At 42.3% G+C, this 15,663-nt stretch carries 16 protein-coding genes; 12 read left to right on the top strand and 4 right to left on the bottom strand.

Annotation, left to right across the window (positions count from 1 at the left end):
* The first annotated feature begins 21 nt into the window (after window positions 1–21).
* Complete coding sequence (locus tag AC19MX_RS16215) at window positions 22–960, top strand: Dyp-type peroxidase (RefSeq protein WP_432402478.1); 939 nt, start codon at window positions 22–24, stop codon at window positions 958–960.
* 128 nt (window positions 961–1,088) lie between these two features.
* Here the strand turns inward: AC19MX_RS16215 and argR are convergent, their stop codons facing one another.
* Both argR and AC19MX_RS16205 read right to left on the bottom strand, forming a co-directional pair.
* Window positions 1,089–1,559: a transcriptional regulator ArgR gene (gene argR / locus AC19MX_RS16210; protein ID WP_432402476.1), complete on the bottom strand. Its 471-nt coding sequence runs from the start codon at window positions 1,557–1,559 to the stop codon at window positions 1,089–1,091.
* Between the two features lie 170 nt (window positions 1,560–1,729).
* A complete protein-coding gene (locus AC19MX_RS16205; protein ID WP_432402474.1) occupies window positions 1,730–2,170 on the bottom strand; it encodes an META domain-containing protein in 441 nt (146 codons plus the stop codon).
* Between the two features lie 122 nt (window positions 2,171–2,292).
* On the opposite strand from AC19MX_RS16205, the gene AC19MX_RS16200 reads away from it, so the two are divergent.
* From AC19MX_RS16200 to AC19MX_RS16190, 3 genes are all read left to right on the top strand, one after another.
* The gene (locus AC19MX_RS16200) at window positions 2,293–2,511 is read left to right on the top strand and encodes a hypothetical protein (RefSeq protein WP_432402472.1); all 219 of its coding nucleotides are present in this window, start codon (window positions 2,293–2,295) and stop codon (window positions 2,509–2,511) included.
* A 3-nt stretch (window positions 2,512–2,514) separates the two neighbouring features.
* A complete protein-coding gene (locus AC19MX_RS16195; protein WP_498299195.1) occupies window positions 2,515–3,063 on the top strand; it encodes a GNAT family N-acetyltransferase in 549 nt (182 codons plus the stop codon).
* 69 nt (window positions 3,064–3,132) lie between these two features.
* Entirely contained in the window at window positions 3,133–3,489 is a 357-nt protein-coding gene (locus AC19MX_RS16190) for a hypothetical protein (protein WP_498299194.1), read from the top strand.
* 31 nt (window positions 3,490–3,520) lie between these two features.
* On the opposite strand, the gene AC19MX_RS16185 is transcribed toward AC19MX_RS16190, so the two are convergent.
* Both AC19MX_RS16185 and metK read right to left on the bottom strand, forming a co-directional pair.
* Window positions 3,521–4,087, bottom strand: a complete 567-nt coding sequence (locus AC19MX_RS16185) for a hypothetical protein (RefSeq protein ID WP_498299193.1) — start codon at window positions 4,085–4,087, stop codon at window positions 3,521–3,523.
* A 73-nt stretch (window positions 4,088–4,160) separates the two neighbouring features.
* Complete coding sequence (metK, locus tag AC19MX_RS16180; RefSeq protein WP_011636133.1) at window positions 4,161–5,312, bottom strand: methionine adenosyltransferase; 1,152 nt, start codon at window positions 5,310–5,312, stop codon at window positions 4,161–4,163.
* A gap of 542 nt (window positions 5,313–5,854) precedes the next feature.
* On the opposite strand from metK, the gene tkt reads away from it, so the two are divergent.
* From tkt to AC19MX_RS16140, 8 genes are all read left to right on the top strand, one after another.
* Window positions 5,855–7,849: a transketolase gene (gene tkt, locus AC19MX_RS16175; protein ID WP_498299192.1), complete on the top strand. Its 1,995-nt coding sequence runs from the start codon at window positions 5,855–5,857 to the stop codon at window positions 7,847–7,849.
* 185 nt (window positions 7,850–8,034) lie between these two features.
* Window positions 8,035–9,057 carry an erythrose-4-phosphate dehydrogenase gene (epd, locus tag AC19MX_RS16170; RefSeq protein ID WP_498299191.1) on the top strand — a complete coding sequence of 341 codons (1,023 nt, stop codon included), beginning with the start codon at window positions 8,035–8,037 and terminating at the stop codon, window positions 9,055–9,057.
* Window positions 9,058–9,182: 125 nt separating this feature from the next.
* Window positions 9,183–10,358, top strand: coding sequence for a phosphoglycerate kinase (locus tag AC19MX_RS16165; RefSeq protein ID WP_432402460.1), 1,176 nt, complete (start codon window positions 9,183–9,185; stop codon window positions 10,356–10,358).
* Window positions 10,359–10,514: 156 nt separating this feature from the next.
* Window positions 10,515–11,579, top strand: a complete 1,065-nt coding sequence (fba, locus tag AC19MX_RS16160; protein ID WP_188958423.1) for a class II fructose-bisphosphate aldolase — start codon at window positions 10,515–10,517, stop codon at window positions 11,577–11,579.
* Between the two features lie 185 nt (window positions 11,580–11,764).
* Window positions 11,765–13,105: an MATE family efflux transporter gene (locus tag AC19MX_RS16155; RefSeq protein WP_498299190.1), complete on the top strand. Its 1,341-nt coding sequence runs from the start codon at window positions 11,765–11,767 to the stop codon at window positions 13,103–13,105.
* Window positions 13,106–13,329: 224 nt separating this feature from the next.
* Window positions 13,330–14,070: a DUF481 domain-containing protein gene (locus tag AC19MX_RS16150; protein ID WP_498299189.1), complete on the top strand. Its 741-nt coding sequence runs from the start codon at window positions 13,330–13,332 to the stop codon at window positions 14,068–14,070.
* Window positions 14,071–14,357: 287 nt separating this feature from the next.
* Window positions 14,358–15,065 carry a hypothetical protein gene (locus tag AC19MX_RS16145; RefSeq protein ID WP_498299188.1) on the top strand — a complete coding sequence of 236 codons (708 nt, stop codon included), beginning with the start codon at window positions 14,358–14,360 and terminating at the stop codon, window positions 15,063–15,065.
* 7 nt (window positions 15,066–15,072) lie between these two features.
* Complete coding sequence (locus tag AC19MX_RS16140; protein WP_498299187.1) at window positions 15,073–15,651, top strand: hypothetical protein; 579 nt, start codon at window positions 15,073–15,075, stop codon at window positions 15,649–15,651.
* The last annotated feature ends 12 nt before the right edge of the window (window positions 15,652–15,663 follow it).

Raw genomic sequence — 15,663 nt, 5'->3', positions numbered from 1 at the left:
TATTAAGGTGGATGAGTTTATATGGGTAACCAAGTTATGCCTCGTGAACAGTTAGGAATTTGCGCAGAAGGGAATTTACACAGTGTGTATTTGATGTTTAACGCTATTGATGGTGTTGAAGAGCAGTTACGCCCATCAATTGCTAATGTGGCGCAATACATATACGAACTCACGGACCAATATGCCGACAGTGCTTTTAATGGCTTTGTGGGGATTGGCGCTAACTTTTGGGATACTTTTTATCCTCAAGCACGCCCTGCATTGTTAAAACCGTTTCCGGCGATGAACGAAGGTAACCGTGACGCACCTGCAATGGAGTATGATATTTTTGTGCATATCCGCTGTGATCGCTACGATATTTTGCATTTAGTGGCCAATGAGATTAACCAAATGTTTGAAGACTTGGTTGAACTCGTTGATGAAGAACGTGGTTTCCGCTTTATGGACAGCCGTGATTTAACTGGCTTTGTCGATGGCACCGAAAATCCGAAAGGACGTCATCGTCAGCAAGTCGCATTAGTGGGTAATGAAGATCCTGAGTTCACTTCAGGTAGTTATGTGCATGTACAAAAATACAAACATAACCTCAGCAAGTGGCATAGATTACCTCTAAAAAAACAAGAAGATATTTATGGCCGTACTAAGGTCGACGATATTGAATATGAATCTGAAGATAAGCCGTTAACAAGCCATACAAAGCGGGTTAATTTAAAAGATGATCAAGGTAACTCATTAGAGATTTTGCGCCAGAGCATGCCTTTTGGTTCGGTAAAAGAGCAGGGATTAGTGTTCATTTCTGTGTGCAAAACACCAGAACATTTTGAGAAAATGTTACGCAGTATGGTGCACGGTGATGCTCATGGTAATCATGACCATTTAATGCTGTTTACCAAAGCCTTAACCGGGTCGTCTTTCTTTGTTCCTTCGCTGGATTTTTTAACCCAGTTTGACGACGCATAATCGGTTCTCTGCTGTTTAGGGTTTACCGTTAGGCAATAAAAAAGCAATGCCGAGGCATTGCTTTTTTAAATCTCAACATTGTTTAATTCGGCTTAATGCTAGAATTAAAATTCAGTTTAAGTGCTTTATTATTCTGTGTAGTTAAACAGAGATTTAACGGTTTCTAGTGTGTCATCAATTGTTTTGATGCTGGCAGGGCAGATGAAAATAGTATCATCACCTGCGATAGTGCCTAAAATACCTTCGGGCTTACCTATAGAGTCGAGTAAGCGAGCAATTAATTGTGCAGCACCAGGACTGGTTCTTACCACAATCATGGCTTGGTTATGATCAACATCTAGCACGAGATTTTTTAGTGGGCTGCCAGCTGTTGGTACACCTAGCTCTGCTGGTAAACAGTACACCATTTCTTGTTTAGCATTGCGTGTACGTACCGCGCCAAACTTGCTAAGCATACGAGATACTTTTGATTGATTAATATTGCCGAATCCTTCGGCTTGAAGCGCAATAACAATCTCACTTTGGCTTCCAAAACGCTCTTCTTTCAGAATCGCTTTAAAAGTTTTAACGAGCTCATCCTGATTTCTTGTCGCTGGCATAATGATATTTCATCTTATAGTTGTTATTCAAAAAACTTGTACATTTTGAATATATCCACTTATTAAGTCAAGAAAGAATCATATTTTCTGAATAAAAATTCAAATTAAGAGTGGAACTTAATGCTGACACCTTGCGGGTTATATGAACAATTATCATCTCGATATGGCGATTACAGTGCTTTTGGTGGTTCGCCTAAGTCATTTAAGCGGCTAAGCACTAATAAAGTATCACCATTTTTAGCCAGTAAATTGAGCTTCCCATTAGAAAAACCTGCATGCTGTACTAATGATATTGCTTGCATTAAGTCGGCTTCTTGCGCCATTAATGAATCGATACATGCTTTCATCGTGGCGCCAGCGGTGGTGAGCTGTAACAGATTACCTTGTTGAGTATATTGGCCAAAAAATTGATTACAGCTATTGTTACCCGTGAGTTGTCCGTCTTGAGCAAACACGATATTGGCTGGGCTGTGGTAAATAGCAGGCGTATCGAGAACAGTTTCGACATGCCATGTGCCAATGAGTTGATCGCTTGAGAGTTGTAATGCTGGGTTTTGACAAGCACTGAGGCCAAAAAGTAAAACGGCGGCAGTAAGAATAGGCTTTATCATGTTGTTAATGTTCCTAAAATAACAAAAGCCATTATTCTACTATTTGTTCAGCGCATTTAGGGGGATAATAACCTAATTATTGGTTTAATTAACATAATTTAACCTGTTTACGGGTACACCATATGATCAAACTACTCAAAATTTTACACTTTATTGGCATCGCTATGTTGCTGGTGGGTGTGTATTTATACCTGCAGACAGAGTTTGGCCAGCAAGTGAGTGGCATGTTAGTGATTGCCTTGCTCATTGGGATTGGCACGTTAATTATGTCGCCGTTACCTGTTGCACTGGTTATCGAGTGGGCACAAAAACAACCTTCTTCTTTCAATTCAAAGGAATAACCATTGTCATTCATCGTCCGTAAAGCTGTATTAACCGACGCCAAAGCCATCGCGCACTTAGAACGTGCCCATGTTGATGACGAACTAACCACCCCTAACGGCATTTTACATGCTCATCCGTTAACCATTAGCGAAGTTAAACAATTAATTATTCAGCACTGGATAGTGGTTGCCGAACAACAAGGCGACATTATCGGTTATGTTGTTGCCGCGAAATGGGTCTTTGTTTCTTCTCAGCCATTGTATCGTAATATTATCCAACGGATTAAATTTGCTGATTTTGAAGGACGTCCTTTATCGACCACCAATACCTGCCAATATGGGCCTGTTTGGATTAATAAATCATATCGAGGTAATGGTATATTTGAGGCGATGGTTAACGAACTTAAATTGCTTTTAAAAGACCGTTATCCGTTTATGGTGACCTATATTGCCGCCGATAATGCTCGTTCACTCGCTGCGCACCAAAATAAAGCGGCTATGCAGATATTAGAAGGCTTTAGTTTTGAGCAGCGTGATTATCAATTGCTGATCACTGAAACACAAAAGTAAGCGGTTGTTCCATACAGTGGCCGTGTGCGATGTCACGGCTGCTTAAATTAATGCCGCAGAGGGTCACCGATGATAACTCGTTTTAACGCACTTTTTGAACCGTATTTGGCGCTGACGCTGTCGGCCTTTGATAACATGAAGCTGGTTGTTGCAGTGTTGTCTGAGATTAATGAACCCTATCAATGCGTTGAAGCTAAGATGTCAATATCGCCTGTCAATACTTCAATGGAGACAGGGTATTTTGTGCGTTGGCATGATGCATGGCTATTTTGCGGGTTAACCAACTCCTATTGTGCTTCTATTGTGTTGTTTACTGAGATTGAACGAATTGATATGACATCATTAACGAGTCTCAATATCCCTGTAATGACGATGCAACAAGTTGGGTTTATGTGTGTTGAAAGTGCCCATTTTGATCACTGCTAACGTCTGCTATATGCTCATCATGTTTACCGTTTCACGATAGCTGCATAATAATAAGCGGCCTGCTTTCACTGTGATAACGCTGATACAGTTGCATTATCTCTGCAGGAACTTGAGCTATAAGAGCGGGTTGTAACCACTGGAATTGTTGCTGCTGATATAACGCCTGCAAGCTGATATCGGTAAAAAGGAAGCACTTTTGCGGTATTAATGTGGGCGCAATAAATTGAAGTAGTTGAGTCGCTAGCGTTTTACCCCGCAGGTGCGGCGCCACTAATAAGCCGCTGAGCAGCTGATATTGACCTACATGTTTAATTCTTACAGCAGCAATGATTTCGCGAGACTCCAAACCTTCACGACCAGAGGTGATAGTTGAATTTACCTCATTGTGTGGCAACGCTTGCGGATTAGCCGTATCGAGTGCTTTAACATCCTCTTGATAAATAACCGCAACAGACTCTTTGCTCGATACTCTGGCATAAGCCATATGTTGGCGATAAAACAACTTAATTGCTGACCACTGCTTTATTTGCTGCAACGATGCAGCGCAATGCTCATATTGAGTGGGTAAGTTAGTCTCTACCCAGCGGATGTTTATCATAATGTTTATTTTTCTAATGTTAACAAAAAACCGCCATGCGGCGGTTTTTGTGTAGGCTGGACAGCTCGGTTAATTATAAACCGGCGTCAGCACGTAATGCTTCAGCTTTGTCTGTCGCTTCCCATGGGAAAATATCGCGACCAAAGTGTCCATAAGCTGCCGTTTGTTGGTAGATTGGGCGAGCCAAATCTAACATCGCGGTTAAGCCATATGGGCGTAATTCAAAGTGTTGACGTACTAACTTAATCAATACTTCTTCAGACACTTTACCTGTACCGAATGTTTCGATACTGATTGAGGTTGGTTCTGCAACACCAATTGCATAAGACACTTGAAGCTCACAGCGATCAGCAAGACCGGCAGCAACAATGTTTTTAGCAACATAACGTGCCGCATAAGCTGCGCTACGGTCTACTTTTGATGGGTCTTTACCAGAGAAAGCACCACCACCGTGACGTGCCATACCGCCGTAGGTGTCAACAATGATCTTACGACCTGTTAAACCACAATCACCCACAGGGCCGCCAATGACAAAACGACCGGTAGGGTTAATAAAGTATTTAGTGTCTTTATTTAACCACTGTGCAGGTAATACCGGCTTAATAATGGTTTCCATTACGGCTTCAATCAAGTCAGCTTGGGTAACATCTTCACGGTGTTGAGTTGACAGTACGATTGCATCAATACCAATAATTTTGCCGTCGTCGTATGCAAAAGTGACCTGGCTTTTTGCATCAGGGCGTAACCACGGCAAGGTGCCGTCTTTACGAACTTCAGACTGACGCTTCACTAATTTGTGAGCATAAGTAATTGGTGCTGGCATTAATACGTCGGTTTCATTGCTGGCATAACCAAACATTAAGCCTTGATCGCCCGCGCCTTGCTCTGCCGGATCTGAACGGTCAACACCTTGGTTAATATCTGGAGACTGTTTGCCAATCGCATTTAAAACTGCACATGAATCGGCATCAAAACCCATATCTGAATTGGTATAACCGATTTCGCGTACCGTTTTACGGGTAATTTCTTCAATATCGACCCAAGCAGAAGTGGTGACTTCACCACCGACTAATACCATGCCTGTTTTAACATATGTTTCGCACGCAACACGAGCTTTAGGATCTTGCTCAAGTATTGCGTCTAATACCGCATCAGAAATCTGATCGGCGATTTTATCTGGATGACCTTCTGAGACAGACTCAGAGGTAAACAAGTGCTTTGCCATAATAGGAGAATCTCGTTGGTTGCATTTGAATATACGTCTAGACGTCTATTTTAGTCGAAATCGAAATCGATAACACCCCCTAATACGAATTTAACTGGAGAATTGTGCAGTGGTGCATGAATATTTTTTATTTATAAGGAGAGTGTTTAGCTTTGAGGTTAATTAACTTTCTGATTAAAAAGGTTTTTGAAGTTTTATTTTGTTCTGTTTTAATCACTTTGGTGTCATTAATTGAACAATGTTAAGGTTGGTTATTGGGTATTAGCTAAAGATGTAATATGTTTTTTTACTGATGTTGAGTTGCTTTTTAGCTTGACTGTCAATAAATAATTACTCAAAACATCAATGTCTCAGATTGGTTTTTACTTTTGAGAGGTGGTGTATAAAATTGAGCTGTTTTGAGACCTGTAGTGGTCAAAAATGTGCTTTATTAGCGACAAAAAATGTAATGAGAGAAATTTTAATTTGCGTCACATCGCCTTGTAGGGGAAAATATGGCTTCACAATTGCCCGTTAGACCTTACAAACAAGCAGGAGAGAGCATGTCATCTCGTAAAGTACTCGCTAACGCTATTCGCGCCCTAAGTATGGATGCGGTTCAAAAAGCCAATTCTGGTCATCCAGGTGCCCCAATGGGGATGGCTGATATCGCCGAAGTGCTATGGAATGATTTTCTAAAGCACAATCCAACTAATCCTAACTGGGTCGATCGCGATCGTTTTGTTCTGTCAAACGGTCATGGCTCTATGCTTATCTACTCTTTACTGCATTTATCTGGTTATGAATTGCCTATCGAAGAGCTAAAGCAATTCCGTCAGTTGCATTCTAAAACACCTGGTCATCCTGAATATGGTTATACCCCTGGTGTTGAAACCACAACGGGTCCTTTAGGTGCTGGTATCAGTAACGCTGTGGGTATGGCGATTGCGGAAAAAACCCTAGCTGCACAGTTTAACCGTCCTGGTCACGATATTGTTGACCACTACACTTATTGTTTCTTAGGTGACGGTTGTTTAATGGAAGGTATTTCTCACGAAGCCAGTTCATTAGCCGGTACATTAGGCCTTGGTAAGTTAGTGGCATTTTGGGATGACAACGGTATTTCTATCGATGGTCATGTTGAAGGTTGGTTTACTGACGATACCCCTAAGCGTTTTGAAGCTTACGGCTGGCATGTTATTGCTGGTGTTGATGGTCATAATCCTGATGCTATCCGTGCAGCAATTGAAGAAGCTAAATCTGTAACAGATAAGCCATCTATGATTTGCTGCAAAACCATTATTGGTTTTGGTTCGCCAAACAAGTCTGGCAGCCATGACTGTCACGGCGCGCCACTAGGTGATGCTGAAATTGCAGCCGCACGTGAATTCTTAAACTGGCCACATGCGCCGTTTGATATTCCGTCTGACGTGTATGCTGGTTGGGATGCTAAGCAAAAAGGTGTGGCTAACGAATCATTATGGAATGATAAGTTTGCTGCGTACCAAGCTGCGTTCCCAGAATTAGCTGCTGAATATGATCGTCGTGTATTAAAAGGCGATTTACCTGCAGATTTCGAAGCTAAAGCACAAGCGTTTATCCAAGAAAGCCAAGATAAAGCTGAAGGTATTGCTAGCCGTAAAGCGTCTCAAAATGCCATTGGTTTCTTTGGTGCTATGTTGCCTGAATTACTTGGCGGTAGCGCAGACTTAGCGGGTTCAAACTTAACGCTTTGGTCTGGTTCAAAAGGTATTCAAGACGATCCTGCCGGTAACTACATCTATTATGGTGTACGTGAATTCGGTATGAGCGGTATTATGAACGGCGCGTCGTTACATGGTGGTTTTATTAACTATGGCGCAACCTTCATGATGTTCATGGAGTACGCACGTAACGCAGTACGTATGTCAGCATTAATGGGCATTCAAAACATTTTCGTTTATACCCATGACTCTATCGGTCAAGGTGAAGATGGCCCAACTCACCAGCCGGTTGAGCAACTTGCAAACTTACGCTTAACGCCAAATATGGCGGTATGGCGTCCATGTGATGCTGCGGAAACTGCTGTATCTTGGAAAGCGGCCATTGAACGCCGTGATGCACCTACATCATTAATCTTTAGTCGTCAGGGTCTTAAAGCCCAAGCGCGTACCGCAGAGCAATTAGCTAACGTGGCTAAAGGGGCTTATGTACTGTCTGATTGTCAAGGCACTGCTGATGTGATTTTGATTGCGACTGGCAGTGAAGTGCAATTAGCCATGGATTCTGCTGCAGAGTTAACTAAGCTAGGTCAAAAAGTGCGTGTGGTTTCTATGCCATCAACGACTGAATTTGATAAGCAAGATGCAGCATATAAAGAATCAGTGCTACCAAAAGCAGTCACTAAGCGTGTGGCAATTGAAGCTGCGCATGCTGATTTTTGGTACAAGTACATTGGTTTTGACGGCGGCGTAGTGGGCATGACCACCTTTGGTGAATCAGCGCCAGGCGGTGACTTACTTAAGCATTTCGGCTTCACTGTTGATAATGTAGTAAAAACTGTCCAGTCTTTAGGATAATAGCGTGCCATTAAACACTTATCTATTAAGTGTTTAATCTGTATAATGACGACCTGCAATGCAATTGTAGGTCGTTTTTTTATGCCTGCAATTTCACGTAATTTGATAAAATAAATCAATCGCTTAGTGGATTGTTACTTATGCGTAACCCCATTTGTGCGTTGATTAATTACTCTGGACCCTAAATGATTCGAGTTGCAATTAATGGTTATGGCCGGATTGGCCGCTCAATTCTTCGTGCATTGTACGAGTCTGGAAAACGTCAGCAAATTCAGATAGTGGCCATTAATGAGCTCGCCAAGCCTGAGGCTATTTGTCATCTCACTCAATATGACACCACTCATGGTCGTTTTCAGTATGCCGTTAAACTCGATGGCGATAAGTTACTGATTGGCGATGACAGCATTCAATTACTCAATCAAGCAGATGCCAATTTATTGCCCTGGGCAGAGCTCGATATCGATATAGTGTATGAAGCGACAGGCAGTTTAATTGAACGCCAAGCGTGCGAAGCGCATATTCATGCCGGCGCCAAACAAGTGTTGATTAGTCACCCATCGTCAGCCGATGTTGATGGCACCATCGTATACGGTGTTAATCATGATTTATTGCGCCCTGAGCACACCATTATTTCTAATGCGTCATGTACAACCAATTGTATTGTGCCGGTTATCGATGTGTTAGACAGACATTTTGAAGTCAAAAGTGGCGCCATTACTACCATTCACTCAGCAATGAACGACCAACAAGTGATTGACGCCTATCATGATGATTTACGTCGAACGCGCGCAGCGGGCCAATCTATTATTCCGGTAGACACAAAATTAGCGCGAGGCATTGAGCGTATTTTGCCGCACATGAAAGATAAGTTTGAGGCCATATCTGTTCGAGTGCCAACCATCAATGTGACCGCGATCGACCTGTCAGTCACGTTAGAGAAAAAAGTCAATATTGAACAAATTAACAGTGTGCTGCAACGTGCGTCAAACGGCAGTTTTAATGGTATTTTAGGTTATACTGACGAGCCGTTGGTGTCGTGCGACTTTAACCACGATCCACGCTCAAGTATTGTTGATGGTACCCAAACACGTGTAAGCGCCGGACATTTAGTCAAATTACTTTTATGGTGCGATAACGAGTGGGGCTTTGCGAACCGCATGCTCGATACGAGCTTAGCGATGATCCAAGCAAAGCAACCCGACCAATAAGGTCAAATATTTTAGTAATGGGCGCTAAGCCGGTTACTTGAGAGATGAGCATTAGGATTTGTAAACCTAGTCGTCATCTAACTCAATACAAGATTTGTTTTTAACTTAAAAAGGAAATGCTAATTATGGCAATTATTAATATGACAGATTTAGATCTGCAAAATAAGCGTGTGCTTATTCGTGAAGATTTAAACGTACCTGTCAGTGATGGCGTTGTGACCAGTGATGCGCGTTTACGTGCATCATTACCAACCATTCAACTCGCACTGAAAAAAGGCGCCGCCGTAATGGTGATGTCGCATTTAGGTCGCCCAACTGAAGGTGAGTTTAATGCAGAATATTCAATGCAGCCGGTAGTCGATTACTTAGCTAAAGCGCTTGATTGCCCAGTGCGCTTAGTGAGTGATTATCTTGATGGCGTTGATGTGAATGTTGGCGAAGTTGTTGTTTTTGAAAACGTTCGTTTTAACGTAGGCGAAGGCAAAAACGATGAAGCCCTGTCTAAAAAAATGGCGGCTTTATGTGATGTTTATGTCATGGACGCCTTTGGTACCGCTCACCGCGCTCAAGCATCTACCCACGGTGTAGGTGTTTATGCTCCTGTTGCTTGTGCTGGCCCACTATTGTCACAAGAATTAGATGCATTAGGCAAAGCGCTTGATAATCCTGCTCGCCCAATGGTAGCCATTGTGGGTGGCTCAAAAGTATCAACTAAGTTAACGGTACTTGAAAGCCTGTCGACCAAAGTTGACCAGCTTGTTGTGGGTGGCGGTATTGCTAATACCTTTATTGCTGCTGCAGGTTATAAAGTCGGTAAGTCATTATATGAGGCAGACTTGGTTGAAGAAGCTAAGCGTCTTGTGGCAAATGCGAGAAGCCGTGGTGGTGATATTCCGGTACCAACAGATGTGGTTGTGGCCAGTGAGTTTAGCCCAACGGCCTCGGCTACACTTAAATCAGTCGCTGATGTCACTGATGGCGATATGATTTTTGATATCGGTCCTGATAGCGCAGAAGCACTGGCAAAAATAATTGAACAAGCCGGTACGATAGTCTGGAATGGCCCTGTGGGCGTATTCGAGTTTGATCAATTTGGTGAAGGCACTAAACGTATTGCGCAAGCAATTGCCAATTCGAAAGCATTTTCTATTGCAGGCGGTGGCGACACGCTCGCAGCCGTAGATAAATATAATATTGCTGACAAAGTGTCTTACATCTCTACTGGTGGTGGTGCTTTCCTTGAGTTTTTAGAAGGCAAAGAATTACCTGCTGTAGCAATGCTTGAAAAACGTGGCGCTTAAGTTCACGTATTCAGCATTTGTGTTGTAATACCTAATAATAATTATTATAAAAAAATGCTTTGTCATCATCGACAGGATGTCGGTGGTGGCAGAGTTAAAAATCCGTCCAAACGATAGCGACCTAGGTGAGTAATCACCCTATTAATGGAGAACAAAATGGCTCTTATCTCTCTACGACAACTGCTTGATCATGCTGCTGAGCATGGTTATGGCGTCCCTGCATTTAACGTAAACAACCTTGAACAAATGCGTGCCATTATGCAAGCGGCTGAAGCAACAGACAGCCCTGTGATTGTGCAAGCATCTGCTGGTGCGCGTAAATATGCTCGCCCACAGTTTTTAAAATATCTTATGGCTGCTGCTCTTGAGCAGTATCCTGATATTCCGGTTTGTATCCATCAAGACCACGGCACTGATCCTGACATTTGTCAGCGTTCAATTCAGTTAGGCATGTCATCAGTAATGATGGACGGCTCGTTAATGGCGGATGGTAAAACACCTGCGTCATATGACTATAACGTTGATGTGACTCGTCGTACGGTTGCATTTGCACATGCGTGTGGTGTGTCTGTTGAAGGTGAAATCGGTTGTTTAGGCAGTTTAGAAACTGGCCAGGCAGGCGAAGAAGATGGCGTTGGCGCATCAGGTATTTTAAGCATGGATCAAATGCTTACAACACCAGAAGAAGCGGCACGTTTTGTTGCAGACACTCATGTAGATGCATTAGCGATTGCAATTGGTACTAGCCATGGTGCTTACAAGTTTAGCCGTAAGCCTACCGGTGATGTACTGCGTATTGACCGTATTAAAGAAATTCACGCACGTATTCCAAACACTCATTTGGTTATGCACGGTTCTTCATCGGTACCGCAAGAGTGGTTGCAGATCATTAACCAATACGGTGGTGAAATTCCAGAAACTTACGGCGTACCATTAGAAGAAATCGTCGAAGGTATCAAGCACGGTGTGCGTAAAGTGAACATCGATACTGATTTACGCTTAGCGTCAACAGGTGCTATTCGTAAGTTCTTAGCTGAACATCCTGCTGAATTTGATCCACGTAAATTCTTAAAAGCATCGATGGAAGCAATGGCAGACATTTGTACTACTCGTTACGAAGCGTTTGGCTGTGCGGGTATGGCGTCTAAAATTAAGCCTAAGTCTTTACAAGCTATGTATAAAGCGTATCAATCTGGTGAACTTGATCCAAAAATCATGTAAACCAAGTTAGCTAATATTGTTATTAAATGGCCCACTGAATTCAGTGGGCCATTTTTTTGTAAATAAATTACGAAAAATGTTGTTTTTTTATACGTCATTACGCATGCTTTGCGCCCTTAAAATGTCATGTTTTATTGATATAACCCTATCTAGATCGCAATTTCAATTTCACAGTAGAATACCTAATGCATTCAAATTCAGACAAGCCTTTATCATTGTTTTCATTGACTTGGCCACTGTTTGTGGACTTTGCGCTGCATTTTTTAACCGCAGCAATTAACACGTTTATGATCAGCCATGTGTCATACCAAGGTGTAGCCGCTTTATCGGTCGGTAATATGGTGTTTGAACTGGCGATTACGTTATTTAGTTTCGTCAGTATTGGCGCGAGTGTGGTGATTACCCAATATTTGGGCTCACAAAATAAATCCGCGGCCAGTGCTGTGGTGTACTCATCTATTGGGTTTAACTTTTTAGTGGGATTAGTGGCTGCCGTGGGTATTTTAACCGGCTCCACTATGATGTTGAATTTAATGAACCTGCCCGCAGAATTAATGGCAGATGGAGAGTTGTATCTGCAAATTGTCGGCTTGTGTCTTATTCCCGAAGCCATGGCAATGTGTTTAGCCGCAGGCATGCGTGCCCATGGATTTACTCAACAAGCCATGTGGGTTACGTTGTCGATGAACGTGATTACTTTTGTGGGTAATTTATTACTGCTTTACGGCTGGTTTGGCTTACCGCAAATGGGCGTCGCTGGAGTGGCGATTAGTACGGTTGCGGGGCGACTTGTAGGCATGACTATTATGGCGGTGCTGTTTGTGCGCTATACCGGCATTACGTTACATATTCCAAGCATATTGCGCCCAGAAACAAAGATGCTCAAAAAAGTGTTCCATATTGGCTTGCCCGCGGCGGGTGAAAACGTGTCATGGATGCTGCAATTTATGGTGGTCACCTCATTTGTGGGATTAATGGGTGATAAAGCGCTGGCAGCACAGTCGTTATATTTTCAAATTTGTATGTTCATTTTACTGTTTGGATTATCGATTGGTATCGGTAACGAAATCATTATTGGTCATATGGTGGGCGCGAAAAAGCTTAAAGCCGCGGAGCACCAAATGTATCGCGCATTAAAGTTAGGCCTAATTGTTACCACGATAGTGGCATTATTTGTGGCGATATGGGGCCCAAATCTTGTGAGCTTATTTACCGATGAAGCAGACATCGCTTTGCTTGTTGGCCAATTATTTATACTCACGTTGGTGATGGAACCTGGGCGAACATTTAATCTTATTGTGATTAATGCATTACGAGCGAGCGGAGATGCTAAGTTCCCGTTCTTTATGGGCTTATTTTCGATGTGGTGCATTGCTGTACCTGGCGCATATTTGCTCGGCATTCATTATGAGTTTGGTTTGTTAGGCATTTGGGCTGCTTTAGCGTTAGATGAATGGGTGAGAGGGTTGGCGATGTTGTGGCGCTGGCGCAGCGGACGTTGGCAAACAAAAAGCTTAATAGCCTAAATATGGTTACCTCGTTTTAAATATTATTGAGTTAAGCAGATCGTTTCGTACTCATGATTCGTATTCATTTTTTAGGATTAAATCTTGGGTTCATGTAAGCAAGTTAATATTGATTTTGGTCACTATTTTTTCAATCTTGTGGTTAAAGTGTTAATATGCGAACAAATTTGGACAAGATAGCCATCCAAACGTTTTTGTAAATCGTAATTAAAGGACGAAATGACATGAAGAAACTGCTACTAACTGCAGCTATTACACTGGCCATGCCATTTGCAGCACATGCTGGAAGTGAGTTTGTTGAAGGCGATGCGACTCTTGCAGGCGAAGCTGAATTGGGCGCTACGTTAACCACGGGTAACACCGATACCTCTTCTTTTAAAGCGCGTTTAGCCTTAAAGCAAGAATTAGGTAATTGGGAAAACCAATATGTCGCCGAAGGTTTATACAAGGAAGACACTGACGAAGTTACGGCTAAACGCTACTTCTTTGGTGTACAGGGCGACTATCAAATTGATGACCTTAGCTACTTGTTTGCTAACACTAACTACGAAGTAGACCCTTTCACCGGTTACGACTTTACCTCTACAACCTCAGCGGGTTACGGTTATCGTTTTATTGACACCGAAAGAATGTCATTAAAAGCAGAAGCGGGTCCTGGTTATATTTATCAGCAGCTTGATGATGAGCTCGCTATTTCAGAAGGTTATGATAGTGATGACAGCGTGGTTCTTCACGCCGTGGTTGACTTTCAAACTAAGCTTGGCGAATCGTCTAAGTTTCAACAGAAGTTTGTTGCCGACTGGGGTGAAAAATTAGATGCCCGTTCTGAAACATCACTTACGGCAAACATCGTGGGTGCATTAGCGATGAAATTTGCAGTGATTGTACGTTACAACAGTGACCCACTTGCTGGCAAAGAAAGCACTGATACTGAAACCAACATGACATTGCTTTACGCATTTTAATGCAATGTGATAACGCTTAAAAAGCTGGCTTAGCCAGCTTTTTTTATGGCTTTTTTTAGCAAAAAACTCAGCGTATTAGCGTTCGCTATATTTGTAATCATGCAATGATATCTGGCTCAAAAAATAATCATATTCGAGTCTAGGTTCACGGAACCAGACTTTTATCTACTGATTTAGGCCCATTTGCCCATAAGTCTATTGCTTTAGGAGTATACTTTTTTTATCAGTAGCGACGCTGAGAAAGGACGATGCAAATAGGATGTTGTTGGTTTGATAATGAGCGACGTTTGTTGGTTGATCAAACAAATTCGACTCAGTGGCAATTAAACGATAATGAATATTGGGTATTAACTCAATTAGTTCAGCATCGGGGCCAAGTTGTGCCTTTGAGTATGCTAGAAGCAGTGGTGATTTCAGGTGAAATTGCCCATCAACTCAGCCACACTGAGCTCGTTAGTATTATTTACCATACCATCGATTATTTGTGTAACAGCCACAATGACTTAATCGAATATATTCCAGAACAAGGGGTGATTTTATACCCCATGACTCACGTTAAACATCCCAGAATTTTCGATTTACCAAATCGCTTGTTATCGTTGGGCCAATATGGCGTCATTATTGGCGCACTGTTAGCATTACTGTTTTTTCTCTGGTCACATATTACTCCCCCCTTGCTTGCCAAAGCCGATGTGTTGCGACAGGTTGTAACGCCTAATGGCAAAGTGGTTCAGCTGTCGGTATTTGATGGGAAACACCCGCAAGATGCTATTTTGCATGCCGAGTGTTTATCCACACAATTGCGTTTATGTCACGATGTGCGATGGGATTCGATTAGTGCGGCTATTTCTACTGATCGTCACTATGTGAGTTTCATGCTAACCCAATCTAATGAGCCGATAAGACGCTTTAAAAATGTGAAAGTTAGGGTAGAAAATATGCACTTGCCATTTATTACCCAGCAATGGCTTCATGAGGTGCATATTTGTGGTTAGGTTATCAGTGCGCACGCGACGATGGCGCAGAAAAACGCGTCGTTTTGTACAATCAAAACGCGGTAAGTTGACGTTGATATTGAGTATTTTGTTACTTGTGTTGAGCGGCGCCAGTGCACTTGAAAAATGGGTAACCCCACATCATCTATGGCGCTTGACCTGCCATGCTGATGGATATTTATCTAATGCTCAATCCCTTAAATCGGATGCAATAGCCACTGATTTAACGCTGAACTTTGACATTGAACATCAACAAGTCTCATTGCATTATCAACTAGGTTCTAACACTACGGTGGCTGAATTTACCGCATTAACAGGCGAGGTGAATGAGGTTGATTTAAGTTCGCTAAGTTATCAATTAACGTTACAGATAAAAGCACGACAATGGCAAGACGAGAGTATCTTGCATCCCTATCTCATCAATGAGCTTTCATTATCAAGGGATAGATTACAGCTTTTTGAGTCTTTACCGCTTAAGGTACAAATACTCAATATCGATAATGAGCATTCTCGCGCCACAGTGAAGTTTATTCCAAGCAACAGTTTATGGTCTTGTCAGATAGCGTCTGCAGATCTACATCAGTAACATTGAATAAAT

This window comes from Shewanella sp. MF05956 (assembly GCF_059758055.1).
Note: the sequence above shows the minus strand (reverse complement) of the source record. Positions and strands in the feature narration are given on the sequence as shown.